This window comes from Kitasatospora sp. NPDC096204 (assembly GCF_044763205.1).
In the GTDB taxonomy this organism is placed as follows: domain Bacteria; phylum Actinomycetota; class Actinomycetes; order Streptomycetales; family Streptomycetaceae; genus Kitasatospora.
This window is the reverse complement of record NZ_JBIWFT010000022.1, coordinates 1-24,179: the sequence shown is the minus strand read 5'-3', so window position 1 is coordinate 24,179 and position 24,179 is coordinate 1. Positions and strand designations below refer to the sequence as shown.

At 73.8% G+C, this 24,179-nt stretch carries 23 protein-coding genes and 1 rRNA gene; 13 read left to right on the top strand and 11 right to left on the bottom strand.

What is annotated here, in order from left to right; genetic code table 11:
• Window positions 1-16 precede the first annotated feature (16 nt).
• Window positions 17-2,461 carry a D-alanyl-D-alanine carboxypeptidase gene (locus ACIQ87_RS23755; RefSeq protein WP_402409863.1) on the bottom strand — a complete coding sequence of 815 codons (2,445 nt, stop codon included), beginning with the start codon at window positions 2,459-2,461 and terminating at the stop codon, window positions 17-19.
• Between the two features lie 298 nt (window positions 2,462-2,759).
• Between ACIQ87_RS23755 and ACIQ87_RS23750 the strand changes: the two genes are divergently transcribed.
• The 3 genes from ACIQ87_RS23750 (at window position 2,760) to ACIQ87_RS23740 (ending at window position 5,197) form a co-directional block, all read left to right on the top strand.
• Window positions 2,760-3,500 carry a GPP34 family phosphoprotein gene (locus ACIQ87_RS23750; protein WP_392914763.1) on the top strand — a complete coding sequence of 247 codons (741 nt, stop codon included), beginning with the start codon at window positions 2,760-2,762 and terminating at the stop codon, window positions 3,498-3,500.
• Between the two features lie 621 nt (window positions 3,501-4,121).
• Complete coding sequence (locus tag ACIQ87_RS23745; RefSeq protein WP_402409861.1) at window positions 4,122-4,985, top strand: helix-turn-helix domain-containing protein; 864 nt, start codon at window positions 4,122-4,124, stop codon at window positions 4,983-4,985.
• The gene (locus tag ACIQ87_RS23740) at window positions 4,982-5,197 is read left to right on the top strand and encodes a DUF397 domain-containing protein (RefSeq protein WP_392874118.1); all 216 of its coding nucleotides are present in this window, start codon (window positions 4,982-4,984) and stop codon (window positions 5,195-5,197) included. The genes ACIQ87_RS23745 and ACIQ87_RS23740 overlap by 4 nt, the downstream gene beginning before the upstream one ends.
• A 114-nt stretch (window positions 5,198-5,311) precedes the next feature.
• Here the strand turns inward: ACIQ87_RS23740 and ACIQ87_RS23735 are convergent, their stop codons facing one another.
• Both ACIQ87_RS23735 and ACIQ87_RS23730 read right to left on the bottom strand, forming a co-directional pair.
• Complete coding sequence (locus ACIQ87_RS23735; protein ID WP_402409860.1) at window positions 5,312-6,427, bottom strand: ADP-ribosylglycohydrolase family protein; 1,116 nt, start codon at window positions 6,425-6,427, stop codon at window positions 5,312-5,314.
• A 216-nt stretch (window positions 6,428-6,643) separates the two neighbouring features.
• Window positions 6,644-9,232: a bifunctional FO biosynthesis protein CofGH gene (locus tag ACIQ87_RS23730; protein ID WP_402409859.1), complete on the bottom strand. Its 2,589-nt coding sequence runs from the start codon at window positions 9,230-9,232 to the stop codon at window positions 6,644-6,646.
• A gap of 182 nt (window positions 9,233-9,414) precedes the next feature.
• Between ACIQ87_RS23730 and ACIQ87_RS23725 the strand changes: the two genes are divergently transcribed.
• The 3 genes from ACIQ87_RS23725 to ACIQ87_RS23715 are packed head-to-tail and all read left to right on the top strand — an operon-like array spanning window position 9,415 to window position 12,655.
• Window positions 9,415-10,683, top strand: coding sequence for an outer membrane lipoprotein carrier protein LolA (locus tag ACIQ87_RS23725; protein WP_402409857.1), 1,269 nt, complete (start codon window positions 9,415-9,417; stop codon window positions 10,681-10,683).
• Between the two features lie 3 nt (window positions 10,684-10,686).
• Complete coding sequence (locus tag ACIQ87_RS23720) at window positions 10,687-11,775, top strand: ABC transporter ATP-binding protein (RefSeq protein WP_402409856.1); 1,089 nt, start codon at window positions 10,687-10,689, stop codon at window positions 11,773-11,775.
• Window positions 11,762-12,655 (top strand): ABC transporter permease, encoded by an 894-nt coding sequence (locus ACIQ87_RS23715; protein ID WP_402409854.1) that lies wholly within the window; start codon window positions 11,762-11,764, stop codon window positions 12,653-12,655. Before ACIQ87_RS23720 ends, ACIQ87_RS23715 begins: the two co-directional genes overlap by 14 nt.
• Here the strand turns inward: ACIQ87_RS23715 and rarD are convergent.
• On the bottom strand, window positions 12,645-13,649 hold the full coding sequence (rarD, locus tag ACIQ87_RS23710; protein WP_402409853.1) for an EamA family transporter RarD: 1,005 nt from the start codon (window positions 13,647-13,649) through the stop codon (window positions 12,645-12,647). The two genes, ACIQ87_RS23715 and rarD, sit on opposite strands and share 11 nt — an antisense overlap.
• A 158-nt stretch (window positions 13,650-13,807) precedes the next feature.
• Window positions 13,808-14,656 carry an SDR family oxidoreductase gene (locus ACIQ87_RS23705; protein ID WP_402409852.1) on the bottom strand — a complete coding sequence of 283 codons (849 nt, stop codon included), beginning with the start codon at window positions 14,654-14,656 and terminating at the stop codon, window positions 13,808-13,810.
• A gap of 125 nt (window positions 14,657-14,781) precedes the next feature.
• Here ACIQ87_RS23705 and ACIQ87_RS23700 point away from each other — a divergent pair, with 125 nt between their 5' ends.
• Window positions 14,782-15,180 carry a winged helix-turn-helix transcriptional regulator gene (locus ACIQ87_RS23700; protein WP_402409850.1) on the top strand — a complete coding sequence of 133 codons (399 nt, stop codon included), beginning with the start codon at window positions 14,782-14,784 and terminating at the stop codon, window positions 15,178-15,180.
• Window positions 15,181-15,240: 60 nt separating this feature from the next.
• Here the strand turns inward: ACIQ87_RS23700 and ACIQ87_RS23695 are convergent, their stop codons facing one another.
• A complete protein-coding gene (locus tag ACIQ87_RS23695; protein ID WP_402409848.1) occupies window positions 15,241-16,008 on the bottom strand; it encodes a TetR/AcrR family transcriptional regulator in 768 nt (255 codons plus the stop codon).
• 60 nt (window positions 16,009-16,068) lie between these two features.
• Here ACIQ87_RS23695 and ACIQ87_RS23690 point away from each other — a divergent pair, with 60 nt between their 5' ends.
• The gene (locus ACIQ87_RS23690; protein WP_402409846.1) at window positions 16,069-16,314 is read left to right on the top strand and encodes a DUF6011 domain-containing protein; all 246 of its coding nucleotides are present in this window, start codon (window positions 16,069-16,071) and stop codon (window positions 16,312-16,314) included.
• An 8-nt stretch (window positions 16,315-16,322) separates the two neighbouring features.
• On the opposite strand, the gene ACIQ87_RS23685 is transcribed toward ACIQ87_RS23690, so the two are convergent.
• Entirely contained in the window at window positions 16,323-18,272 is a 1,950-nt protein-coding gene (locus ACIQ87_RS23685; RefSeq protein WP_402409844.1) for a hypothetical protein, read from the bottom strand.
• 239 nt (window positions 18,273-18,511) lie between these two features.
• Here ACIQ87_RS23685 and ACIQ87_RS23680 point away from each other — a divergent pair, with 239 nt between their 5' ends.
• Window positions 18,512-19,228 (top strand): chitinase, encoded by a 717-nt coding sequence (locus ACIQ87_RS23680; protein WP_402409842.1) that lies wholly within the window; start codon window positions 18,512-18,514, stop codon window positions 19,226-19,228.
• 190 nt (window positions 19,229-19,418) lie between these two features.
• Here ACIQ87_RS23680 and ACIQ87_RS23675 read toward each other — a convergent pair whose 3' ends face one another.
• Window positions 19,419-20,417, bottom strand: coding sequence for an oxidoreductase (locus ACIQ87_RS23675; RefSeq protein ID WP_402409841.1), 999 nt, complete (start codon window positions 20,415-20,417; stop codon window positions 19,419-19,421).
• A 74-nt stretch (window positions 20,418-20,491) separates the two neighbouring features.
• Between ACIQ87_RS23675 and ACIQ87_RS23670 the strand changes: the two genes are divergently transcribed.
• The 4 genes from ACIQ87_RS23670 to ACIQ87_RS23655 all read left to right on the top strand — a co-directional run bounded on the left by ACIQ87_RS23670 (window position 20,492) and on the right by ACIQ87_RS23655 (window position 23,148).
• A complete protein-coding gene (locus ACIQ87_RS23670) occupies window positions 20,492-20,914 on the top strand; it encodes a MerR family transcriptional regulator (protein WP_402409839.1) in 423 nt (140 codons plus the stop codon).
• Between the two features lie 377 nt (window positions 20,915-21,291).
• Window positions 21,292-21,465: a hypothetical protein gene (locus tag ACIQ87_RS23665; protein WP_402409837.1), complete on the top strand. Its 174-nt coding sequence runs from the start codon at window positions 21,292-21,294 to the stop codon at window positions 21,463-21,465.
• A gap of 122 nt (window positions 21,466-21,587) precedes the next feature.
• On the top strand, window positions 21,588-22,259 hold the full coding sequence (locus tag ACIQ87_RS23660; protein ID WP_402409835.1) for a DsbA family oxidoreductase: 672 nt from the start codon (window positions 21,588-21,590) through the stop codon (window positions 22,257-22,259).
• Between the two features lie 187 nt (window positions 22,260-22,446).
• Window positions 22,447-23,148 (top strand): NPCBM/NEW2 domain-containing protein, encoded by a 702-nt coding sequence (locus ACIQ87_RS23655; RefSeq protein WP_402409833.1) that lies wholly within the window; start codon window positions 22,447-22,449, stop codon window positions 23,146-23,148.
• A 45-nt stretch (window positions 23,149-23,193) separates the two neighbouring features.
• On the opposite strand, the gene ACIQ87_RS23650 is transcribed toward ACIQ87_RS23655, so the two are convergent.
• The 3 genes from ACIQ87_RS23650 to rrf all read right to left on the bottom strand — a co-directional run.
• Window positions 23,194-23,604: an SRPBCC domain-containing protein gene (locus tag ACIQ87_RS23650; RefSeq protein WP_402409831.1), complete on the bottom strand. Its 411-nt coding sequence runs from the start codon at window positions 23,602-23,604 to the stop codon at window positions 23,194-23,196.
• Window positions 23,601-23,915, bottom strand: a complete 315-nt coding sequence (locus ACIQ87_RS23645) for an ArsR/SmtB family transcription factor (RefSeq protein WP_402409830.1) — start codon at window positions 23,913-23,915, stop codon at window positions 23,601-23,603. The genes ACIQ87_RS23650 and ACIQ87_RS23645 overlap by 4 nt, the downstream gene beginning before the upstream one ends.
• A 181-nt stretch (window positions 23,916-24,096) precedes the next feature.
• A 5S ribosomal RNA gene (gene rrf, locus ACIQ87_RS23640) occupies window positions 24,097-24,179 on the bottom strand; the annotation flags it as partial.

Genomic DNA, 24,179 nt, shown 5'->3' with positions numbered 1-24,179 from the left:
CGCCGGGCTCAGCGCCTCACAGCGTGCGCAGCAGCCGGGACTGGATGGACGGCGGGTTGAGGTCGCTCTGGAGGGCCACCGGGACCTCCGAGCCGTCGTCGCCGGTGCCGACCCGCAGCACGCCGACCTCCTTGCCGGCCGGCTCGCTGTGGCCGATCTTCAGGGTGTCCAGGGTGATCGTGCCGGAGATGCCGGGGAAGCCCGCCACCACCAGGTCCTTGGTCGCGACGACCGCGACCTTGTGGCCGAGCCCGTCCTCCACCGACCCGACGACGTCGCCCTTCTTCACCACGGTCTGCCCGGTGACGCCGTTCTGGGCGGCCTGGATCTGCTTGCCGCTGACCCTCAGCACGGTGGGCAGGATCCCGCCGTCCGGGCCGGAGGAGGTGGCCGGCTGGCCCAGCGTGACGCCGAGGATCAGCCGCTTCACGCCGCCGATCTCCTTGTAGGCGGCCCACATCAGGCAGCCACCGGCCGGGGTGCTGGAGCCGGTCTTGACGCCGATGACACCGGTCTTCGGGTTGATCAGGTTGTTGGTGTTGGGGATCTTCGCGTTGTTGAAGTTGGTCTCCGGGGTGGAGACGATCTGCCGGAAGATCTCGTCCTGCATGACCTGCTCGGCCAGCTTCAGCTGGTCCTTGGCCGTGGACTTGGTGTCCGCGTTGAAGCCCGCCGGGTCGGCGTAGATGGTGTTGGCCATGCCGAACTTGGCCGCGGTGTCGTTCATCAGCTTGACGAACTCGGCCTCGGAGCCGGAGTGGAAGCGGGCGAGCAGCCGGGCCACGTTGTTGGCGGAGGGCAGCATCAGCAGTTCCAGCGCCTGGTACTCGGTGAGCACCTGGCCCTCGGTGAGCGTCACCTTGGACTCGTCGACGTTGCCGGACTCCTGCGCGGCCTGCTTGTCGACGGTGATCTTCGGCCCGCTCTCCCCCTTCTTCAGCGGGAACTTCTGCAGGATCAGGTAGGCGTTCATCACCTTGGTGACGCTGGCGATCGAGGCCGGCGTCTCCGGGCCCGAACTGCCGAGGCTGCCGATGCCGACCACCTCGGCGGCGGACTGGCCCTTGGCCGGCCAGGCGAGGTCGAGCGCGTCGCCGGAGAAGCTGTAGCCGCCCGCGGCGGTCATCTTCAGCTTGGGGTCCGGCAGCGGGCGCAGCAGCTGGGCGACCGCGAGCGCGCCGAGCACCACGGCGAGGAAGACCGTCCAGATGGTCACCCGCTTGAGGGCGCGCCGCAGCGGCGAGACCGGGCGGGCGTTGAGGGAGGCCAGGACCTCCATCGCCTCGGCGGTGTTCTCCGGCGACGGCAGCGGCTCCGGCGCGGGCAGCGGCTCGGGCTTGGGAAGCGGCTCGGGCTTGGGCAGCGGCGGGACCGGTGGCACCGGCCGCGGGTCGGGCTGCGGCAGCGGCTTCGGGGCCGGCCCGGGGGCGGGCACGGGGGTCGGCTTCGGACGCGGCGCCGGAGCGGGGGTCGGCTCGGGCTCGGGGACGGGCCTGGGCTTCGGACGCGGCTCGGGCTTGGGCTCGGGCTCGGGCTTCGGCTCCGGGACGGTGCCGGCCGCGGGGGCGGCGGAGGCGCGCAGCGGCGCGGGCTTCTCCAGCTTCTCGGCCGGACCCGACGGCTGACCAGGCTGCCCGGTCTTGGTCAGCGCGAGGGTCACGTCGCCCTTGGTGGGGGTGTCCTCGGCGCCGGTGTCCTCGGCCTCGCCGGTGCCCTCCGGGTCGTCCTCGGCCCCGGCGGCCTCGGCCGTATCCGACTTCTCCGGCTTCTCTGACTTCTCCGACTCAGCGGCCTTGTCGGCCTTGTCGGACTTGCTGGCTTTGTCGGCCTTGTCGGTCGCTCCGTCAGCAGCCCCGTCCGGTGCGGCCGTCGGCTCGGCGACGCCCTCGGCACCGGTCTCCCCCGACGGCTCGGCCGCCTTCCCCGCGGCCTTCCCCGCCGCCGCGGCACCAGTCCGCATGGTGAGACGGGGGTCGGCGGTGACCGGACGCCCGGCGGGCTCGGCCGCCTCCACGGTTTCCGACGAGGACTCCCCCTTCTCCCCCTCACCCTCGGAACTCGCCTTGCCGGCGGCCTTCACCAGCTCCTCGGGCAGCCGCAGCGCGGTGGTCTTGTTGTCCACCGGCAGCCGCAGCATCGTCGTCTCGCTGTCCACATCCTGGACGCGGAGCTGTACGGTCGAGCCGCCCCCGGGGGCCGTCGCCGGAGCGTCGGCGGACGCCTTCGGGGCCGTCTCGCCGGAGGTCTCCGCGGGGCCGTCCGAGGAGGTGTCCGAGGAGGCCTCGGCGGAGGTCTCGACGGTCGCCTCGGCGGCGGCCGCGGCTGACGCACCGTCGGCCGCCGGGCCGGAGCCGTCCGCGGCCGGCTCGGCGCCGCCCGCCGCCGTACCGGTCCGTTCGCGCTCGCGGTCCCGCTGCCGCTCGTCGCCGTCCCTCAGCACCCTGTCGGGGGACTCGCCCACGTATCCCAGCCTCCTCAACGCCCGGCGGGGCACCGGCGAACCCGATTTCGGGAAGCCGACGCCCCGCCCCGTGTACCTGTACAGTCTCCGCCACCGGCGGCCGTTCCGGCCGTGCACACCCCGCCCGACCGGCGCTTATTGTCGTCGTCCGGTCGCGCCACGGCCTGTTCACCGGTCAGACGCCAGGCCCGCCGCCGCCGGTTCCGCGCCCTCACCGCAAGGTCACGATTCGGAGGCGTACTCGACAAGCCCGTGTGAGAGGCGTCACCCTGTCTCTCATCCACGCGGGGAGGCTTGGATGGGCAAGAGCCGCAGAACTGTTCCCGAGGAACTCTTGCTGCTCGCTTTGGACCCGACCACGGGTACCACGGCGCAGCCGCAGACCCTCGACCTCGGACTCGCCGGGGCGCAGCTCGTCGAGCTGTCCCTGGCCGGACGGATCGTACCGGAGGGAGACCGGATCGCCGTCGTGCTCGCACGGCCGACCGGCGACCCGACCCTTGACCACGCACTGGAACTGCTGCGCCGACGCGGCAGTCCGGTCCGCGCGGCGCACTGGATCGGCGGGCCCCGGCTGGGGCTGCGGCAGACCTATCTGGCGCACCTGGAGCGCTGCGGCATGGTCACGGCCGTGCCGGGCCAGGTGTGCGGGGTGCTGCCGACGACCCGGTACCAGGCGTCCGACGACTGCACCAACGCCGCGATCAAGCAGCGGTTGGACACCGCGATCCGCACCGGTGTCCCGCCGGACCCGAGGACGGCCGCGCTGGCCGCGCTGGCCCACTCGGTCGGGCTGGGCAAGCACCTGTACCCGGGCAACGAGGGACGGTCCTCGCGGTCGCGGCTGCGCGACCTGATCCGGTACGACCCGCTGGGCGGGATGGTCGCGCACGCCGTCATGGACGTGCAGAACGGCCTTCCGGCACAGCAGAACCGTTCTTCCCAGGGTTCCGGGGCCGCCGCCGGCCGTCCCGGTGCCCGTGCGGCGGGCCGGGGTTCGGGCGGGCGGGTCCCCGCCTCCCGGGTCGGCGCACGCTGAGCACGACGGACGACCGAGCACCACGGTCCACTGAGCACGACGGACGACCGAGCACCACGGTCCACTGAGCACGACGGTCCGCGCGGCCCGGCGGGCAGCCCTCACGGCGCCCGACACCACCGGCCGCGCACCCGGCGGCGCGGGCCGCTCCGCTCGCACCACCCGAGGGCGCCGAGCGACCCGACGCACGACCGGTGCCACCGGCGCCAGGAGCACGACGAGCGCCGGACGCACCGCACGCACCACCGGCACCACCACGAGCACCGAGGGGCGGTCGCCCCGCGACGCGAGTCGCCCGGCGACCGCCCCTTCGCCGTCCCCGGACACCCGGCAAGCCGCCCGCCCCCGCACGTGCCGTGGGCCGGGGCAGGTGCCGGCCGGTCCGGGGGCGGTCTCCACAGCATCTGTCCGAGCCACCGAGCCGCACTACCACCTGGGGGCTTTCGCTGTCTCGCGGAAGCGCTTTTCCGATGATCTGTTCTACCGCGCTGCGGTGAATCCCCGGCGCCGACCTGGCCCAAGGTGACATGCTGCTCCGAGTCAGGGGGGTTGGTCCCAATGTCCGAAGTGTTCCGAGGACTGCCGTTCCAACGAGCACCAGAGGTCCGGCCGGAGGTCGAAGTGTCCGCCAACGTCAATCCCACCGTACGCCGTCGGCGCCTCGGTTCGGAGCTGCGCAAGCTCCGCGAGGGCCTGGGCATGACGGCGGAGGAGGTCGCAGGCCGCCTGATGGTCTCCCAGTCGAAGATCAGCCGGCTGGAGAACGGCCGCCGCAGCATCAGCCAGCGCGACGTGCGCGACCTCTGCGACGTCTACAAGGTGCCCGACGACCAGTTGCGCGCCAGCCTGATGGAGATGGCCAAGGAGTCCCGCCAGCGCGGCTGGTGGCACGACTTCAACGACATGCCGACCCCGTACAGCGTCTACATCGGGCTGGAGGCCGAGGCCTCCTCGATCCGCGCGTACGAGTCCTCCTTCGTCCCCGGGCTGCTGCAGACCGAGCACTACGCCCAGGCCGTGGTCGAGGGCACCCAGCCGGACACCGACGCGGTCGCCGTGCAGCGCCGGGTACAGGTCCGGATGAAGCGCCAGGAGCGCGTCCACGGCGAGAACCAGCTGGGAAGCCTGTGGACCGTCATAGACGAGGCGGTGCTGCGCCGCGAGGTCGGCAGCAAGCAGGTGATGGCCCAGCAGCTGCGGCAGATGCTGGAGCTCAGCCAGCGCCCGAACATCACCATCCAGGTGATCCCGTTCTCGCACGGCGCCCATCCCGGCATGACCGGGACATTCTCGCTGCTGGAGTTCCCGGAGTCAGCCGATTCCACGGTTGTCTACTTCGAAGGTGTGACGAGCGATCTCTACCTGGAGAAGGAGGCGGACGTGCGCCGCTATACCGGTCTGTACGACTACCTGAGAGCGGCCGCGCTCGGTGTCGCGGAGAGCCGGTCGCTGATAGCCGACATCGAGAAGGAATTCCACGAATGATCACCCCGTCCGAGTACGGAGCCGGTTGGCGCAAGAGCAGTCACAGCGGGGGCCAGGGCGCCTGCGTGGAGATCGCCGTCCCAGGAGCGGGGGAGGTGGCCGTCCGGGACTCGAAGGACCCCCGGGGCCCCCAGCTGCGCTTCTCGGCCGAGGCCTGGAACGCCTTCGCCTCGGCCGCCGCGGGCGGCCTCTTCGGTGAGCTCCCGGGCTGACCGCCCACCCGGTTCCGCACTCGGACCAGTTGCCCGTAGCGGTGTCCGTCGCCCCTCGGCGGCGGCGCTACGGGCAACTCCCGTTTCGGGGGCCCGGTTTCCGGGAGCCCCGGGTCAACTCACCACCGGGTAGCGGCCGGTCCAGTTGACCCCCTCCGGGGTCCGCCGGTCGTGCAGTTCGGTGCCGTGCACCAGCTCCAGCACGAAGTCGTCGGCGAGTTCGAGGATCGCCCCGCGCCCTTCGAGCCCGGCCAGCAGGCCCGGCGGCAGCGCGGTGTCCCCGTGCAGCACCCCGAGCAGGTTGCCGCAGACGGCGCCGGTGGAGTCGCTGTCCCCGGAGTGGTTGACGGCGAGCAGCAGGCCCGAGCGCACGTCGTGGGCGACCAGGGCGCAGTAGACCCCGATCGCCAGCGCCTCCTCGGCGACCCAGCCCTCCCCCAGCGCCTCGACCCGCTCGGCGGACGGCTCGCCGGCCCGCACCGCGTCCAGGGCGGCCCGCAGCGCGGCGGTGGTCTCCTCGTGCGCCGGCCGCTCGGAGAGCAGCGCGAGCGCGAGGTGCACGCCCTCCTCCAGGGTGCCGCCGCGGGCGACGGACTGGACGATCACCGCGAGCGCGCCCGCCGCGAGGTAGCCGGTGGGGTGGCCGTGAGTGAGCACCGAGCACTCCACCGCGAGCTGGAACACCAGCCCCGGCTCCCAGGTGGTGAGCAGCCCGAAGGGCGCCGCCCGCACCACCGTGCCGCAGCCCTTGGAGTGCGGGTTCTTCGGGGCCTCCAGGGTGCCGAGCCGCTCCGCCTCGGCCCCGCTGAGGCCGGACAGGCAGCCCTGCCCGGGGGCGCGCTGGGCGTACAGCCACTCCTCGCGGCCGAGCCAGCCGAGGTCGGGGCGGCGCTCGTCCGGGCCCCAGTCGCGCTGGGTGGCGGCCCAGCGCAGATAGGCCAGGTGCAGGTCGGTGGGCGGGTGCCAGCTGCCGGTGTCGCGCCGGATGTGGGCGCGGATCAGGCCGTCGACGGTGAAGAGGCTGAGCTGGGTGTCGTCGGTGACGGCTCCCGTGCGGCCGTACGCGGGGAGGTAGCCGGTGACACCCTGCGGGCCGTGCTGGGCCCGGATCTTCTCCAGCGACTCGAATTCGACGCCGGCTCCGAGCGCGTCGCCGATGGCACCGCCGAGCAGACAGCCCCGCACCCGGCTGCGGTAGTCCTGCTGCTGGGCGCGTGACCACAGTGGCATCACGACGGGGCGCCTTTCCTCGGGTGTGGGGGCCGCGCGACGGTCGGCCGGCCGCGCGCCCTGGCACTGTATTCGAAGAGCCGATCGGATCGGCCCCTCCCCCGGCGTCCGGTGCCCCGTCCCGGCCGCCCGTGCGGGGCGGCCGGGACGGCACGGGTCTCAGGGCGTGTCCGACAATTCGCGCCAGGCGTGCGACGGGAATTGTTCGGACACGCCCTAGTCCACCACCGGCAGCAGCGCCGGCAGGTGCCCGTCCGAGGCCAGCGCCGCGGCCCGCCGCTCGGCCGGCACCTCGCCGTAGGTGGTGGTGCGCTGACGGTGCGGGCGGCCCGCAGCCTCGGCGATCGCCTGGAGGTCGCGCACCGACTTGTAGCTCCCGTACGCCGAGCCGGCCATCCGCGAGATGGTCTCCTCCATCAGCGTGCCGCCGAGGTCGTTGGCGCCGGAGCGGAGCATCTCGGCCGCGCCCTCGGCGCCCAGCTTGACCCAGCTGGTCTGGATGTTGGGGATGTGCGGGTGCAGCAGCAGCCGGGCCATGGCGACCACCGCGCGGTTGTCCCGGGCGGTCGGGCCGGGCCGGGCGATGCCGGCCAGGTAGACCGGGGCGTTGGTGTGGATGAACGGCAGGGTCACGAACTCGGTGAAGCCGCCCGTCCGTTGCTGGATCCCGGCGAGCAGCCGCAGGTGGCCCAGCCAGTGCGCCGGGGTGTCCACGTGCCCGTACATCATCGTGGACGAGGAGCGCAGGCCCAGCTCGTGCGCGGTGGTGACCACCTCGACCCAGGTGGCGGCCGGCAGCTTGCCCTTGGTGAGCACCCAGCGGACCTCGTCGTCCAGGATCTCGGCGGCGGTGCCCGGGATGCTGTCCAGGCCCGACTCCTTGGCCCGCTGCAGCCAGTCCCGGATCGACAGCCCGGTGCGGGTCGCGCCGTTGACCACCTCCATCGGGGAGAAGGCGTGCACGTGGATGCCGGGCACCCGCTCCTTCACCGCTCGTGCGATGTCGAAGTAGGCGGTGCCGGGCAGGTCCGGGTGGATGCCGCCCTGCATGCAGACCTCGGTGGCGCCCACCTCCCAGGCCTGCGCGGCCCGGTCGGCGACCTGCTCCAGGGAGAGGGTGTAGGCGTCCGCGTCGGTGCGGCGCTGGGCGAAGGCGCAGAAGCGGCAGCCGGTGTAGCAGACGTTGGTGAAGTTGATGTTCCGGGTGACGCAGTAGGTGACGTCCTCCCCGACCGCGTCGCGGCGCACGTCGTCGGCGATCCGGCAGAGCGCGTCCAGGGCCGGGCCGTCCGCGTGGAACAGGGCCAGCGCCTGGTCGTCGGTCAGCCGCGTCGGGTCGTCCGCGGCCACCGCCAGGGCCTCCCGCAGGTCCCCGGCGAGGCGCTCGGGGGCGCCCTTCGCGAGCACCTGCTCGCGCAGCACCTCCCAGTCGCCGTACACGTCCTCGAAGTCGGCCCGGCGGTCGCCGGTGCGGCCCTCGGTGTCGATGCTGGCGTGCAGGTCGGTGCGCCCGTACGACTCCGGCAGGTCCTCGGGTTCCTGCCAGGGCAGGCCTCGGACCACCGCGTCCGGGTCCGCCAGGCCGGTGGCCGGGTCGGCGAGGGCGCGGACGTGCGGCAGCACCCGCGGGTCCAGCCAGGGCTCGCCGCGGCGCACGTACTCGGGGTAGACGGCGAGGCGCTCGCGCAGCTCGAAGCCGGCCGCCGCGGACCGCTCGGCCAGCCGCTCGATCTGCGGCCAGGGGCGCTCGGGGTTGACGTGGTCCGGGGTCAGCGGGGAGACCCCGCCCCAGTCGTCGATGCCGGCCGCGATCAGCCGCTCGTACTCGCCGTCCACCAGGTTCGGCGGGGCCTGGAGGCAGGCGGCGGGGCCCATCAGGTGCCGGGCCACCGCCACCGTGGCCACCAGCTCGTCCAGTTCGGCGTCCGGCATGCCGCGCATCGCGGTGTCCGGCTTGGCCCGGAAGTTCTGCAGGATCAGCTCCTGGACGCCGTGGTACGCCCGGGAGACCCTGCGCAGCGCGAACAGCGACTCGGCGCGCTCCTGGTACGTCTCGCCGATGCCGATCAGCAGGCCGCTGGTGAACGGGACGGAGCTGCGCCCGGCGTCCTCCAGCACCCGCAGCCGGACGGCCGGCTCCTTGTCCGGGGAGCCGAAGTGCGGGCCGCCGGGCTCGCTCCACAGCCGGGTGGCGGTGGTCTCCAGCATCATGCCCATGGAGGCGGAGACCGGCTTGAGGCGCTGGAAGTCCGTCCAGCCCAGCACCCCGGGGTTGAGGTGCGGCAGCAGGCCGGTCTCCTCCAGGATCCGGATCGACATCGCGCGCACGTAGGCGATGGTGTCGTCGTAGCCGTGCGCGTCCAGCCACTCGCGGGCCTCGGGCCAGCGGTCCTCGGGCTTGTCGCCGAGCGTGATCAGGGCTTCCTTGCAGCCGAGTTCGGCGCCCCGGCGGGCCACCTCCAGCACCTCGTCCGGGGACATGAACATCCCGTGCCCCTCCCGGCGCAGCTTGCCGGGGACGGTGGCGAAGGTGCAGTAGTGGCACTTGTCGCGGCAGAGCCGGGTGAGCGGGATGAAGACGCTCTTGGAGTAGGTGATGACGCCGGGGCGGCCGGCCGCTTCGAGGCCCGCGTCCCGGACCCGGGCGGCGCTCGTACAGAGGTCCAGCAGATCGTCGCCTCTGGCCTGGAGCAGCACGGCGGCCTCGGTCACGTCGAGGGCGACGCCGTCCCGGGCGCGGCGCAGGGCGCGGCGCATCGCGTTGGCGGTCGGCGGGGTGCTGGAGTCCGTGGCGGTTCCGTCCATGGCGCGAGCCTATGTCAGGGGTGGTACCGCGGATGGAGCGAACCCTGAGGCCGTCTCAGGGTCGGCGTACCCAAGAAGGCCACCCCGATGTGGCCCCACAGGGCGATGACGGCGGCGGCGCGGCGGCCTCTAATGGGAGGGCAGGGCCAATCACACGTGTTCGCGGAGGAGTTGAGGACGCCATGACCATTGAGAAGGCGGCGGGGGCCGATCCGGACGGCGGTGTGCCGTACCGCTCCCGACGGCGCGTCCTGATGCGCGCCGGGGTGCCGGTGGCGGTCGTCGCGGTGATCGCCGCAGGGGTGGGACTGGTCCCGGCGCTGGCCGCCGACGGCGCGCCCGACCTGCCGGCGGTGTCGGCGGAGCAGTTGGTCGCCAAGGTGCTCGGCTCGGAGGCGCAGACGCTCTCCGGGACGGTCTCGATCTCCACCGACCTCGGGGTGCCCGGCCAGCTGCTGGGCGCGGCCGGCGGTCTCGGCGGGGCGGTCGGCGGGCACGGCGGCGGCAGCGGCCAGGGCTCCGCCGCGGACCCGCAGGCCAAGCTGATGGGCCTGCTCGGCGGGGACCAGACGCTGCGGGTCGCGGTGGACGGTCCGGAGCGCCAGCGGGTGGACGTGCTGGAGAAGACGTCCGGCTACACCCTGGTCCACAACGGCGACCAGACCTGGGCCTGGGACAGCTCCTCCAACAGCGCGGTGCACACGACCGGGCGGGCCGCCGAGGGGCGGCACGCCGGGGCGCCACTGTCCGAGCTGCCGACCACCCCCCAGGAGGCCGCCAGGCAGTTCCTGGCCGCGAGCGCCGGCACCACCTCGGTGACGGTCGCCGGGACGGCCAAGGTGGCCGGGCAGAACGCCTACCAGCTGAGCGTGAAGCCCACCCAGTCCGGCTCGACGCTGTCCGAGGTCCGGATCGCGGTGGACGCCGACAACGGGGTGCCACTGGCGGTGACGGTGACGTCCGTCGACGGCAGCACCGTGCTGAACGTCCGCTTCACCGAGGTGTCCTTCGCCAAGCCGGACGCCAAGACGTTCGAGTTCACCGCCCCCAAGGGCGCCAAGGTGACGGACCGGAAGGCGGACGCGGCGGCCGAGGGCGCACCGGGCGGCGCCGGGGCGCACCGGGGCGGCGAGGGGCACCAGGGCGCCGAGGGGCACCCGGGCGTGAACGTGATCGGCGAGGGCTGGACGTCGGTCGTCTCCGCCCAGTTGCCCGGCACCGTGGACGCGGCGCCCAAGGGCGACGGCAAGGCCGGCAAGCACGGTGGCCGCGGGGGCGACGCGGCCCGGTCGATGAACCCGCAGGCACTGGTGAAGTCGCTCGGCAAGCCGGTCGACGGCGGCACCCTGGTGAGCACCAAGGTGCTCAACGTCCTGCTCACCGACGACGGCCGGGTCTTCGCCGGCGCGGTGACCCTGCCGGTCCTCCAGCACGCCGCCGGGGTGAACTGACGGATGACCAAGGCTCCCGTAACGGGGGACGTTACGGAGTCGGCCGGGGGTACGGGCGCCGCGCCGCGCCCGGCCCCCGCTCCCGTTCCATCCGCTTCCCCCGCTTCCCCCGCCGCCCCCGACACCTCTCCCGACGCGTCCTCGGCCGGCTCCGCCGACGTCATCCGGACCCGCGGTCTGACCAAGCGCTTCCGCGGCGGCCAGCTCGCCGTGGACGGCCTGGACCTCGCCGTGCCGCGCGGCTCCGTCTTCGGCTTCCTGGGCCCCAACGGCTCCGGCAAGACCACCACCATCCGGATGCTGATGGGCCTGATCGCCCCCACCTCGGGCATGGCCGCCGTGCTCGGCGAGCCGATGCCGCAGTCCGTCGCCACCGTGCTGCCCCGGGTGGGCGCGCTGATCGAGGGCCCGGCCCTGTACGGCTTCCTCTCCGGGCGGGACAACCTGGTGCGCTTCGACGCCGCCGACCCGACCGCCGACCCGCGCACCCGCCGGCAGCGGGTGGACGCGGCGCTGGAGCGGGTCGGCCTGGGCGCCGCGGCGGGCAAGAAGGCCCGCGCGTACTCGCTGGGCATGAAGCAGCGCCTGGGCCTGGCCTCCGCGCTGCTGCAGCCGCGCGAGCTGCTGGTGCTGGACGAGCCGACCAACGGGCTGGACCCGCAGGGCATGCGGGAGATCCGGACGCTGGTCCGGGAGGTCGCGGCGGAGGGCACCACGGTGTTCCTCTCCTCGCACCTGCTGGACGAGATCGAGCAGGTCTGCACCCATGCCGCGGTGATGTCCCGGGGCCGACTGGTGGTGCAGGGCACCGTCGCCGAGCTGGCCGCCCGGGCCCAGGGCCGGCTGGTGGTCCGCACCCCGGACGTGGCACGGGCCGCCGAGGTGCTGGCGGCCCACCGGGTCACCGCCCTGGTGCCCGGCGAGGACCGGGTGGACGGCGAGCCCGGCGTCCTCGACGAGGAGGCGCTGCCCAGGCTGTGCGCGGCGCTGGTCGGGGCCGGGGTGCGGGTGCACGGTTTCGGGCTGGAGCGGGGCACGTTGGAGGACGCCTTCGTGGCGCTGACCGGGGAGGGTTTCGATGTCGCGGGCTGAGTCGCCGCCGCAGGCCGAGGCGCTCGCGCCGGTGGCGGGTCGGCGGCCGCGGACGACGGCCGGGTTCCTGGCGCTGTTCCGCAGCGAGCTGCACCTGACCTTCCGCCGGCTGCGCACCAAGGTGCTGCTGGCCATCCTGGCGGTGCTGCCGATCCTGATCGGGGTGGTGGTCAAGCTCAACACGGACGGTCCGCACGAGGGCGGCGGCGGCCCGAGCTTCATCGCGCAGACCACGCAGAACGGGCTGTTCCTGGTCTTCACGGCGCTCGCGGTGGCGCTGCCGGTCTTCCTGCCGATGACGGTCGGCGTGGTCGCCGGGGACGCGGTGGCGGGCGAGGCGGCCGCCGGGACGCTGCGCTACCTGCTGGTCGCCCCGGCCGGGCGGACCAGGCTGCTGGCCGCCAAGTTCACCGCCGGGCTGGTGTTCTGCGCGGCCGCCACGGCGGCGGTGGCGGTGACGGCGCTCGCCGCGGGCGCGGCGCTGTTCCCGCTGGGCCCGGTCACGCTGATCTCCGGGGACACCATCGGCCTCGGGGACGCGCTGCTGCGCGCCCTGCTGGTGGCCCTGGTGGTCGCGGCCTCGCTGGCCGGGCTGGTGGCGATCGGGCTGTTCGTCTCCACCCTCACCGGCAGCGGCATCGCGGCGATGGCGGCCACCGTCGGGCTGGTGGTCACCGTCCAGATCCTGGACGCCTTCCCGCAGCTGGACGCGGTCAGCCCGTTCCTGTTCTCCCACTACTGGCTGAGCTTCGCGGACCTGCTGCGGGCACCGATGTACTGGGACGGCGTGCTGAAGGACCTCGGTCTCCAGGCCGCCTACGTCGCCGTGTTCGGCTCGGCGGCCTGGTCCCGCTTCACCAGCCGGGACATCAGCGCGTGACGGCCTCGGGGGCGGCTTCCGGGGCGGACCCCGGGGTGGCCGCCGCCACCGGTGCGGGCTGCGGCACGGCCGCGGCCCGCACCGCGCGGTCGGCCCGCACCTGGCGCAGCGCGTCCCAGGTGAGCAGCGCGAGCGCGGCCCAGACCAGGCCGAAGCCGGCCCAGCGGGCGGGCGGCATGGACTCGTGGAACACCGCGACGCCGATCAGGAACTGGAACACCGGCGCCAGGTACTGCAGCAGCCCGAGCACGGTCAGCGGCACCCGGACGGCGGCCGCGCCGAAGAACAGCAGCGGGACGGCGGTGATCACCCCGCTGAGCATCAGCAGCCCGGAGTGACCCCAGCCGTACGAGCCGGCCACCGTGTGCCCGAAGGTGCCGCGCCCGCTGACCTCCAGGTAGACCAGGTAGCCGAGGGCGAACGGGAACATGAAGGCGCTCTCGGCCGCCAGGCTCTCCAGCCCGCTCAGCCCGACCTGCTTCTTCAACAGGCCGTAGGTGGCGAAGGAGAGCGCCAGGGTGAGCGCGATCCAGGGCAGCTGCCCGTACGCGGCGGTCAGCACCGCGACGGCGGCGGCGCCGATGCCCACCGCCGTCCACTGCGCGGTGCGCAGCCGCTCCTTGAGCACCAGGACGCCGAAGCCGATGGTGACCAGGGGGTTGATGAAGTAGCCGAGGCTGGTCTCGACCACGTGCCCGGCGTTGACGGCCCAGATGTAGACGCCCCAGTTGACCGAGATCACGGTGGCGGCGCCGGCCAGCATGGCGAGCCGGCGGGGCTGGCGCAGCAGCGGGCGTATCCAGCCCCAGTGCCGCTGGGCTATCAGCAGCAGGACGACCGCGACCAGGGACCAGACCATCCGGTTGGCGAGGATGTCGTCGGCGGCACCCGGTTCCAGCAGCGGCCAGAACAGGGGGAACAGGCCCCAGATGCCGTACGCGGCGACGCCGTACCAGAGGCCCCGGCCGTTGTCCTGCTGGTCTGTTCCCGCCATGGCCGAGTGCCCTCCCGCGCGCGTGTGTCGAGGCGACGGTAGCGGGCGGGAGGGGCGACTGTCATCTCCGTTTCCGGAGTTTGGTCATGACATTGCCTGGATGACATCGCCTGGATGCCGGACGGTCCGGCCGTTCCGGGGCCCTGAGCTGCGGCGTCTCAGGCCTCCAGGGCCGCGCGGACGGACTCGGCGAGCGGGGTGGTCGGACGGCCGATCAGCCGGGCCAGGTCGCCCGTGGTGCCGGCCAGCTCGCCGCGCGCGATGCCCGCGTCCACGTCCACCAGGGCCTCGGCGAAGCCCTGCGGCAGGCCGGCGCCGACCAGCGCGTCCAGGTGCTCGGCCGGGGTCACGTCCCGGTGCTCGACCGGCTCGCCGGAGGCCTTCGCCAGCTCGGCGGCCAGCTCGGGCAGGCTCCAGGCGGCGTCGCCGCTCAGCTCGTACACCCCGCCCTCGTGGCCCTCGCCGACCAGGACGGCGACCGCCGCGTCCGCGTAGTCCCGGCGCGGGGCGGTGGCGATCCGGCCCTCCCCGGCGCTGCCGAGCACCACGCCGCGGGCCACCGTGCCGGCCGCGTCGCCCAGGTAGTTCTCGGTGTACCAGCCGTTGCGCAGGAAGGCGTACGGCAGTCCGGAGGCGAGGATCAGCTCCTCGGTCGCCTTGTGCTCGTCGGCCAGCCGGAAGGTGGCCGACCCCAGGATGCCGGTGTAGGCGAGCAGCGCGACCCCGGCCGTCTTGGCGGCCTCCACCACGGCCCGGTGCTGCGGGATCCGGCGGCCGACCTCGCTGCCCGAGATCAGCAGCACCCGGTCGCCCTCGGCGAAGGCGCCGGCCAGGGTCTGCGGCTCGTCGTAGTCGACGACGCGGACGGTCACGCCGCGCTCGGCCAGGTCGGCGGCCTTCTCGGCGGAGCGGACGGCGACGGCCACCTCGCTCGCGGGGACCTCGGCCAGCAGGCGCTCGACGACGAGACGGCCGAGCTGGCCGGTGGCACCGGTGACGACGTACATGGTGTGCTCCTCAGGGTTGCTGCGCGGGACCACCAAGAGGGCTGCCGCGCGGTTCCGACCTCGAAACTCACCCTAGGCCCGGCACTAACCTTTCGAAAGTACGCACTTCAAAGTACGGTACTGACATGAAGGTGAGCGAGATGAAGGCCGGCGGGCTGCCCCCCGCCGACGTCTTCGACCGGATGTGTCCCTCCCGGGGCGTGCTGGAGCACGTCACCAGCCGCTGGGGCGTGCTGGTGCTGGGCGCGCTGCACGAGCGCGGCTACCGGTTCAGCGAACTGCGCCGCAAGGTCTCCGGGGTCAGCGAGAAGATGCTCGCCCAGACCCTCCAGACGCTGGAGCGGGACGGCTTCGTGCTGCGCGAGGCGCACCCGGTGATCCCGCCGCGGGTCGACTACAGCCTCACCCCGCTGGGGCGGGAGGCGGCGGAGCTGGTCGCGGCCCTGGCCCACTGGTCGGAGCGGCGGGTGCCGGAGGTCGAGGCGGCGCGCGGGGAGTACGACGGGCGGGCCGCCGCGCGGTGAGCCTGCGCCCCGCGCGGTGAGCAGGGCGCCCCGCGCGGTGAGCAGGGCGCGCCGGCCCGGCTACCGCCCCGCGATGAGGGCGTCGAGCCCGTCGAGCAGCCGGGCCAGGCCGAAGTCGTAGGCGTGGTCCGGGCTGTACGCGCCGCCGTGCGCCTCGCCGGCGGCGGCCCCGACCCGGGCGGCGACCGGGTAGCGCTCGGGGTCGAAGACCCGGGCCAGCAGCTCGGCGTTGGCGGCCCACCACTGCTCGTCGGTCATCGCGCTGTCCTGCCGGGCGGCGCGCTCGTCGGCGGCCATCCGGGCGCAGGTCTGGACGAAGCCGAGCAGGTGGGTCAGCGCCGCGTCCAGGTCGACGTCGGGCAGCCCGGTGCCCTCAAGGGCGCGCAGCTCGTACTCGTACTTGGCCATCAGGCCGGGACCGAGCGGCGGACGGCTGGTGGAGACGGCGGCGACCCACGGGTGGGCGCGGTGCAGGGCCCGGTTGTCGTCCGCGACGGCGGTGACCCGGGCGCGCCAGCCCTCGTCGGCGGGGGCACTGCGGGGCATCGTGGCGTAGACGGTGTCCAGCATCAGGTCGAGCAGCTCGGCCTTGCCCGGCACGTAGGTGTAGAGCGCCATCGGGGACAGCCCCAGCTCCTGGGCGACCCGGCGCATGGTGACGGCGTCCACGCCCTCGGCGTCGGCGAGAGCGATCGCGGCGGCGGCGATCTCGCCGGTCGAACGCGCCTGGCGTGGCCCGCGCCGGCCGGGCTTCTCCTCGGCGGTGAGCCCCCAGAGCAGGGCGAGGGTGCGCGCCGGGTCTCCTGCGCTGCTGCGGTCGGTGGCCATGGGGCCATCGTGTCACGCACCGGCGGGGGCCCTGACGGAGCGGGCGGCTACCGTCTCTCCATGACCAGCCCGACCAATCCCCCCGGCGCGACCGGCGCGACCGGCCCGACCGGCCCGACCGGCGCTGAACCGCTCCCCGGGACGGACACCGCGCAGACCCTCCGCCCACGGGTGACCTGCCGCCGCTGCCACCGGCCGCTGCACGACCCGGAGTCACGGATGCTGCGGCTGGGCCCGGAGTGCCGGGACCCGGCGGAGCGGGTGGCCCGGTTCGACGTGGACCAGGAGCCGCTGCCCGGGGTCTAGGACGGGGTCTAGGACCTGCCCTGCCCCCGGCCGAACAGGCGGCGCAGCCGGCCGGGACGGGGCTCCTCCTTCGGGGCCCGCGCCGTCTCCTTCGGCTGCTCCCGCTCCTGCGCCCGTTCCGCCGCCCGTTCCGGTTCGGCCCCCGCGTCGGCGGCGTCCTCCCGGGCCGTCAGGTGCCGGGCGAGCGCCCGGTCCTCGTCGGACGTCCAGGGCGCGGCGAGCACCAGCGCGCAGAGCGAGCGCAGGATCGTCACCACCCGGGTGCGGCGGGCCCGGGCGCCGTGGTGCAGCCGCTGCCGGAGCAGCTCGGCGACGTCGGCCCGGGTCTGCGGTTCGGTCCAGCCGATCGCGACCAGCGCGAAGCCGGCCGCCTCGACCACCCAGTCCTCCGGCCCGAGCAGCAGGTCCCGCAGCACCCGGCGGCGCTCGGAGCCCTCCCAGGGCTGGTCGGTGCGGTGGTGGGCGATGCCCAGGCAGGCGAAGACCTGGACGGCCCGCACCCAGAGTTCGGGCTGGTGGGCGAGCAGGGCGCGGCCGAGTTCGTCCTCGCGCGGCATCGGCGGGTGGACCAGGACGCCGAGCAGGTCGTCCAGCGGCAGGCCGGCCAGCCGGACGGCGTGGTCGTAGGCGGCGGGGACGGTCGGCCAGAAGATCTCGGCGGTGGCGCGGACGAGTTCGGCGCTCTGCGGCGCGGGCGGGGCGACGGCCGGGCGCGGGTCGGTGCCGTCCCAGGCCCAGATCCGGGTGGTCGGCTCGGTCAGCGGCAGCCGGGGGTCGGGCTCGCCCACGGCCTGGTAGCCGACGGTGGAGCGCGGCAGCGCGAGCCGGACGGCCAGCACCGAACTGGGCGGCTCCAGGGTGGAGGCGGTGCAGTCGATCTCGGTGTCGCGGCCGGTGTCGGGGGCGGAGAGCACCTGGTGCAGCACGTTGACGGTGGCCTCGGTGGCGCCGGAGACCAGGCCGAGCCAGGGCTCCCGGTGACTCAGCCGCTCCAGCAGCTCCAGGGCGTACTCGTGCTCGGGGTGGGCGCGGTGGTGGTCGGCCAGGGCGAGCAGGTGGGCCTGGTCGCCGTCGAGGGCGTGGCGCAGCCCGTGCCGGGCCGGGCCCGCCTTGGGGTGGTCGGGCTCGGCGGCGAGCACCTTGTCCAGCCAGGGCAGGCCCTCGGCGGGGCGGCCGAGGGCGCCGTACAGTTCGGCGACGTCGACGGCGAGGTAGCTGCTGGAGTCGTCGCCGCCCGGTGCCGTCCTCGCCAGCTCGGCCTCCCAGACGGCGAGCGCCTGTTCCGGGCGGCCGGCCGAGCGCAGGGCGTTGCCGAGCATCACGGCGGGCAGGTAGCCGGGGGCCAACCGGTGGGCGCGGTCGGCGAGTTCGACGGCGCGGGCGGTGTCGCCGAGCCGGCGGGTCAGGCCGGAGGCCATCGCCAGCAGCAGCACGTGGTCGGGGTGGCGGGCCAGCACGGCCTGCACGAAGTCGTGGAACGGCCGTACGGCGTCCGCCGGTTCGGCCGGGAGCGGGTCGGGCAGCGCGCCGGCGGCGCGGGCCACCGCCTGGGCGACGGCGTCCGGGTCGACCAGGCCGGGCAGGTCCTCGCGGGCGAGCCAGGCGGCGCGCGCCCAGGGCCGGGCCGGCTCGTACTGGACGGCGGAGGCGAGCAGGCCGACGGCGGTGTCCCAGTCCCCGGCGGCGGCCTCCACGTGGGCCCGGCAGACCACGGTGCCGAGGTACACCTGGCCCTCCAGCGGGAACAGCTCGCGGGCCGCCGCCGGGCCGCCCGCCGCGGCGCACAACTCGGCGAGGGCCTCGTGCAGTTCGGGCAGCTGGGGGTCGGCGAGGATCGCGTCGCCGAGGTGCTCGGCGGCGTGCGTCAGGTCCCCGGAGTCGATCGCCAGCCGGGCGACCGCGACCTCGCCCTCGGCGGCCAGGCGCTCGTCGCCCTCGTCGTCGGTGTGACCGCTCATCAGCCCCTGCTCCCCCACTGGCCTCGCCCTGTTCCGTCCCGCTCCGAAGGAGGCTATCCGGTGCCGGTGACAGCGCGATGATCACCCCGGCGGCGCCGCCGTCCACCCTTCGGATCGGATACGACTCGTACGGGTGGTTTAGACCTCCGAGGGCTTCAGCCGGCGGTCGGCACGAACCACGATGGCCGGGGTTCTTCGCAAGCGAAGTGCCAATCCTGCCAATGAGATCGAGGAGACCAATGAAGCTCTCTCGTACCCTGTCCCTGGCCGCCTCCGCCGCCGTGCTGAGCACCCTCGCCATCGCCGGCCAGAGCGCCCCGGCCTCCGCCGCCGGCTCCTTCGTGGTCAGCGAGGCCCAGTTCGACAAGATGTTCCCGAGCCGGAACTCCTTCTACAGCTACAAGGGCCTGACCGACGCGCTGAGCGCCTTCCCGAAGTTCGCCACCACCGGCGACGCCGCCACCCGCAAGCGCGAGGCGGCGGCCTTCCTCGCCAACGTCAGCCACGAGACCGGCGGCCTGCGGTACGTGGTCGAGCAGAACACCGCCAACTACCCGCACTACTGCGACACCTCGCAGTCGTACGGGTGCCCGGCCGGGAAGTCCGCCTACTACGGGCGCGGGCCGCTCCAGCTGAGCTGGAACTTCAACTACAAGGCGGCCGGCGACGCCCTGCACATCGACCTGCTGCACGACCCGTACCAGGTCGAGAAAAACCCGGCGACCTCCTGGAAGACGGCCCTCTGGTTCTGGAACACCCAGAGCGGCGCCGGGAGGATGATCCCGCACGACGCCATCGTCAACAACAAGGGCTTCGGCGAGACCATCCGCAGCATCAACGGCGCGCTGGAGTGCGACGGCAAGAACCCCGACCAGCGCAACAGCCGCATCAACCTCTACAAGCAGTTCGTCGGCGTCCTGGGCACCGACGTGGGCGGCGGCAACATCTCCTGCTGACCGGTTCCCCGGCGGGAGTGGGAAGTCGGCCGGTCCGACTTCCCACTCCCGTCAGTGCCGCGTGCGTCACCGCCGGGGCGCCGGCCCGTCCGATCTGCTGCCGCCGGCCTAGGAGTTGATCGCCCTCGCCCGGCGGGCGCGGACGGTCGGCGAGCAGCCGTGCTGCTGGAGCCGCCCGGAACGGGCCCGCTCAGCGGAGCACCGGGGCGGCACCGGTCGCGGCGAGGGACAGCTCCCACAACCGGGCGGCCGCGTCGGGGTCGACGGCGTACGGGCGGACGCCGCCATCGTCCATCGGGGTGTCCGGGCCGCAGACCGGGGCCGCCTCGCAGTCCTCCAGGTAGAGCCCGCCTCGGCCGTCGAGCAGCCGCGAGGTGGCCGCCCACAGTCCGGTGGCCGCGCCCTGGGAGGCCGTCTTGAAGCCCGCGCCGATCACCCGGCCCTGCGCGTCCACCCAGCCGCGGTCGACCTGCTCCTGCCGGGTCATCTCCCGCTGGAGCCCAGTGATGATCCTGCCCGGGTGGAGCGAGAACGCCCGGACGCCGCCGCCCCGCCCGAGCACGTCGAGCTGCACGGCGAACAGCGCGTTGGCGGTCTTGGACTGGCCGTACGCCAGCCACTTGTCGTAGCCGGTGCGGAAGTGCGGGTCGTCCCGGCGGATGTCGGTCAGGGCGTGCCCGGCGGAGCTGTTGACGACGACGCGGGCGCCGTCGGGGGCGGCGGCCAGCAGCGGGTACAGCTCGCAGGCGAGGAGGAAGTGCCCGAGGTGGTTGATGGCCAACTGCCCCTCCCAGCCAGGACCGACGCGCCGCTCCGGGGTGGCCATGACGCCGGCGACGGCCAGCAGCAGGTCGAGGCGGTCCGTGGCCTCGCGGATCAGCCCGGCGGCGGCGCGCACGCTCCCGGGGTCGGCGAGGTCCATCGGGAGGACCCGGCTCCCGGTTCCGTGGAGCGCGGCGCGGGCGACGTCCGGGCGGCGGGCCGGGACGATCACGCTGGCGCCGGCGGCGGTCAGTGCCAGGGTGGTCGCCAGGCCGAGGCCCGAGTAGCCGCCGGTCACGACGGCGGTGCGGCCGGAGAGGTCGAGGCCCGCCAGGACCTCCTCGGCGGTGCTGGCGGCGGAGAAGGGCGAGCCGGTCGGCCGCTGCCGGTCGGCGACGGCCGTGCTGCTGCTGGTGCTGGTGGTCATGGCGACGACGGTAGGAAGTGGAGTGCGGTCTAGATCAAGTCCCCTACCCACCGGTTCTCCTAGGCTCTGACGACATGACGGAACTCAGCATCGGTGAGGTGGCCGAGCGCACCGGGCTCAGCGTGCACGCCCTGCGCTTCTACGAGCGCGAGGGGCTGCTGGTCGGCCCGGTGCGGCGCACAGCGGGCGGGCGCCGCCGGTACGCCGCGCTCGACGTGCAGTGGCTGGAGATCTGCGTCAGGCTGCGCGAGTCCGGGATGCCGCTCGCCGACCTCCGCCGGTTCGCCGAACTGGTGCGGCAGGGCCCGGGCAACGAGGCCGAACGGCTGCGGCTGCTGGACGCCCACCAGCGGCGGGTCGACGAGCGGATCCGGGAACTGGAGGAGTGCCGCTCGCTGATCGCCTGGAAGGCCGCCGTCTACGCCGACCACCTGGCGCGCGGCGAGGCCGGCGGGCTCTGGGACCCGACGGTGGAAGACCGGTCGCCGGGGGCGTGATCCGCCTGGCACCATGCCCGGCGCCTCAGGCCTCCTACCCGCCCTCGTCCAGGTACTGATCTCGGCCTCCAGCGCGACCGCCTCCGCCCACGGGAGGCCGAGCCGTCCGTACGGCCCGTCGACGCCGCCGTGCTGGGGGATCCGATCCCCGCCGAACCGCGCGTGGGCGTCGTCCTCGCACCCTCCCTCCCGCAGGCGCCCGCCACCCGCCTTCGCCGCCGCCCCAGCCCGCGCCGACAGCGGGTCCCCCAGCGGGCCCCGACTCCCGCCAGTAGTCGGCCCAGCCGAGGAAGGCAGAGCGCTACGCCGAGGGCGCCGCGGAGGCGAAGGCCCTGAGCGAGCGGGAGCCCGGTCTCTGGGACACCACGCTGGCCTGGATGCTGGCCCGGGACGGCCGGGCGGACGAAGCCCTCGACGTGCTCCGGCCGTCCACCGAACACGAGGCCTACCGAACCGTGGCCTTGATCCTGGGCACCCAGGGCCGCTTCGCCGAGGCGGTCGCCGCCATCCCCACGGTGTCCGCCCAGCGCGAGGCGTGGGAGCGGCGCTGAGGCGGGAGGCCGCCGACCGGCTCGCCCGAATATTTCAGTGCGAGAAATATCCAGGTGCCCGGAGGCGTTCCGGTGGACGTTGGCGCGGGAGGTCCGCGCGAGGCTGGAAGGAGTGCGGCGCGGTGCGCGTGGAGATCTGGAGCGACATCAACTGTCCGTGGTGCTACGTCGGCAAGGCCCGGTTCGAGCAGGCGCTGACGGCTTTCCCGCACCGCGAGGAGGTGGAGGTCGTCCACCGCTCCTTCGAGCTGGACCCGCGAGCGCCGCGCGAGGCCCGTCCGGTCGTGCCGCTGCTCGCCGCCAAGTACGGGATGAGCCTGGAGCAGGCCGAGGCGGCGGAGGCCCGGATCGCCGAGAACGCGCACGCCGAGGGCCTGCCGTACCTGCGCGAGGGACGCGACGCCGCGAACTCCTTCGACATGCACCGCCTGCTGCACTTCGCCAAGGAGCACGGCCGCCAGGCGCAGTTGCTGGACGCGCTGTACCGGGCGAACTTCGCCGAGGAGCGCTCGGCCTTCGAGGCGGGCCGGCTGGTCGAGCTGGCCGTCGCGGCCGGGCTGGACGGCGAGGCGGCCGCGGCCGTCCTGGCCGATCCGGAGGCCTACGCGGAGGCGGTGCGCGAGGACGAGGCCACGGCGAGCGCCATGGGCGCGACGGGCGTGCCGTTCTTCGTCCTGGACCGGCGGCTGGGCGTCTCGGGCGCCCAGCCCGCGGAGACGTTCACCCGGGCACTGGAGCAGGCCTGGGAGAGCCGGGTCGCCCTGCCGCTGACGCCGCTCGCACCGAAGGAGTAGGGGGCCGCCGCGCAGGAAGTCGGCCCGTCCGACTTCCTGCGCGGCCGGCTCCCCCACCCGTCCGACTTCCTGCGCGCCCGAACCCCCGTACGCCCGACTTCCCCTGCGTCCGATGCCTGGACGCCGCCGCACCCCGTGCTGAACACTTGCCGAGCGCAACGACCAGACGCCTGGGGGGAGTTGTTCCGTGAGCGGCGTACAGCCAGACCCACACCGACAGGGACCCGGCCCGGAGGCACCGGGCGACGGTGCGCAACGTCAGCGCCCGCTCGGTGAGATCGCCGCACTGATCTCCGCCGGCACCGGCCTGCTGGGGCTCCTGCTCGGCTACTTCGGCCTTCCCGCCGTCGTCAGTCCGCCGACCGCGACGCAGGCCACCGCGATCCAGACCGTGCCGGGGCTGACCGTCACCCTGCCAGGCCCGACGGTCACCGTCACGGCGAGCCCCCCGGGCTCCGCCTCCCCGGCAGCCCCCGGAACCGGGCCTGACACCCAGCGGCTCAGCCTGATGACCTACGTCGACAACAGCGGCTCGCCGCTGCGCCCGGTCACGGGCACGCTGAACGCGAAGCCGTACGACGACGCGCTCGGGATGTCGACCTGCACCAACCGGGGGTGGGTGGACTACAACCTCGGGCGCAACTGGAAGCGCTTCACCGCCTCCGCCGTCGGCATCGACGACAACTCGCCCTACAACGCGATCACCGTCGAGGTGTTCGTCGACGACAGGAAGCTCGCCTCCTTCCCCGTCGGCGTGGGCAACCCGCAGACCATCGACCTCGACATCACCGGCGGCATCCGCCTCGGGATCGCCTACAGCACCGGCAGCGACTGCTACTCGTCGAAGCCCGCCCGGCTGGTGATCGCGGAACCGCTGCTGAAGCGCTGACCCACGTGAGCGGGAAGTCGGCCGGGCCGACTTCCCGTGTGCTCCCTATGCCGTCTCGCCCAGGACGGAGTCGAGGCGGTCGAGGACGTGGGGCCAGCCCCTGCCCATGCCGTCGTACGCCTGCCGGCCCATCGGGGAGTCGAGGTCGAAGCCCGCATGGACGAGGACGAGGCGGGTGCCCGTTCCCTCCGGGTGGAGCGTCCAGGTGATGGTGGTGTCGAGCGAACCCTCGGCGAACCGGTAGGCCAGCAGCCGCTGGTCGTCCACCTCGGTCACCTCGCAGGGCTGGCTGCCGAAGTTGCCCATGTCGAGGGTGAAGCGGTGTCCGACGACGGGCTTGATGTCCCCCGCGGCCCACCAACGGGCGTGCAGCTCGGGGTCGGTGAGGGCCTTCCACACCGCCGCCGGCGGGTGGGGCAGGAACTTCTCGCAGGTGATCGTGTTGTTCTCGGTCATGTCCCGTTGTCTTCGTCCAGGAGATCGGACAGCGCGTCCAGGCGCTGCTTCCAGTAGTGCTCGAACGGATGCAGCCACTCGCTCACCTCGGCCAGTCGGGCCGGTTCGAGGTGGTGGAAGCGGTGCCGGCCGCGTGGCTCCTCGCGCACCAGACCGACGGCGCGGAGCACCGCCAGGTGCTCGGAGACCGCGGGCCTCCCGAGCTCGAACATCGAGGCCAGTTCGCCCGTGGAGCGAGGGCCTTCTCGCAGGCTTTCGAGCAGTCTGCGCCGCACCGGGTTGGCCAGCGCGCCGAACACGTCCGTTGGCATGAGGCCAGTATGCGTCGGAGATTTCCGACGCGTCAAGAATCTCCGACACGTTCTAGCGGCTAGTGAGGACCCCGGATGCGTCGACCTGGCAACCATCCTGCTGGAGGTGCCCGGGCGCGCCGAGCACCAGAACGCAAAGAACCCCCATCCGGAATCCGGATGGGGGTTCTTCAGAAGAATTGTTCGGCGGCGTCCTACTCTCCCACAGGGTCCCCCCTGCAGTACCATCGGCGCTGTGAGGCTTAGCTTCCGGGTTCGGAATGT

Bases quoted from the DNA above. Each gene is read 5' to 3' on its own strand.
- ACIQ87_RS23750 (WP_392914763.1), top strand. From the start codon at position 2,760: ATGGGCAAGAGCCGCAGAACTGTTCCCGAGGAACTCTTGCTGCTCGCT.
- ACIQ87_RS23740 (WP_392874118.1), top strand. From the start codon at position 4,982: ATGATCACCCCGTCCGAGTACGGAGCCGGTTGGCGCAAGAGCAGTCAC.
- ACIQ87_RS23735 (WP_402409860.1), bottom strand. From the start codon at position 6,427: ATGCCACTGTGGTCACGCGCCCAGCAGCAGGACTACCGCAGCCGGGTG.
- ACIQ87_RS23730 (WP_402409859.1), bottom strand. From the start codon at position 9,232: ATGGACGGAACCGCCACGGACTCCAGCACCCCGCCGACCGCCAACGCG.
- ACIQ87_RS23725 (WP_402409857.1), top strand. From the start codon at position 9,415: ATGACCATTGAGAAGGCGGCGGGGGCCGATCCGGACGGCGGTGTGCCG.
- ACIQ87_RS23720 (WP_402409856.1), top strand. From the start codon at position 10,687: ATGACCAAGGCTCCCGTAACGGGGGACGTTACGGAGTCGGCCGGGGGT.
- ACIQ87_RS23715 (WP_402409854.1), top strand. From the start codon at position 11,762: ATGTCGCGGGCTGAGTCGCCGCCGCAGGCCGAGGCGCTCGCGCCGGTG.
- rarD (WP_402409853.1), bottom strand. From the start codon at position 13,649: ATGGCGGGAACAGACCAGCAGGACAACGGCCGGGGCCTCTGGTACGGC.
- ACIQ87_RS23705 (WP_402409852.1), bottom strand. From the start codon at position 14,656: ATGTACGTCGTCACCGGTGCCACCGGCCAGCTCGGCCGTCTCGTCGTC.
- ACIQ87_RS23700 (WP_402409850.1), top strand. From the start codon at position 14,782: ATGAAGGTGAGCGAGATGAAGGCCGGCGGGCTGCCCCCCGCCGACGTC.
- ACIQ87_RS23695 (WP_402409848.1), bottom strand. From the start codon at position 16,008: ATGGCCACCGACCGCAGCAGCGCAGGAGACCCGGCGCGCACCCTCGCC.
- ACIQ87_RS23690 (WP_402409846.1), top strand. From the start codon at position 16,069: ATGACCAGCCCGACCAATCCCCCCGGCGCGACCGGCGCGACCGGCCCG.
- ACIQ87_RS23685 (WP_402409844.1), bottom strand. From the start codon at position 18,272: ATGAGCGGTCACACCGACGACGAGGGCGACGAGCGCCTGGCCGCCGAG.
- ACIQ87_RS23680 (WP_402409842.1), top strand. From the start codon at position 18,512: ATGAAGCTCTCTCGTACCCTGTCCCTGGCCGCCTCCGCCGCCGTGCTG.
- ACIQ87_RS23675 (WP_402409841.1), bottom strand. From the start codon at position 20,417: ATGACCACCAGCACCAGCAGCAGCACGGCCGTCGCCGACCGGCAGCGG.
- ACIQ87_RS23670 (WP_402409839.1), top strand. From the start codon at position 20,492: ATGACGGAACTCAGCATCGGTGAGGTGGCCGAGCGCACCGGGCTCAGC.
- ACIQ87_RS23665 (WP_402409837.1), top strand. From the start codon at position 21,292: ATGCTGGCCCGGGACGGCCGGGCGGACGAAGCCCTCGACGTGCTCCGG.
- ACIQ87_RS23650 (WP_402409831.1), bottom strand. From the start codon at position 23,604: ATGACCGAGAACAACACGATCACCTGCGAGAAGTTCCTGCCCCACCCG.
- ACIQ87_RS23645 (WP_402409830.1), bottom strand. From the start codon at position 23,915: ATGCCAACGGACGTGTTCGGCGCGCTGGCCAACCCGGTGCGGCGCAGA.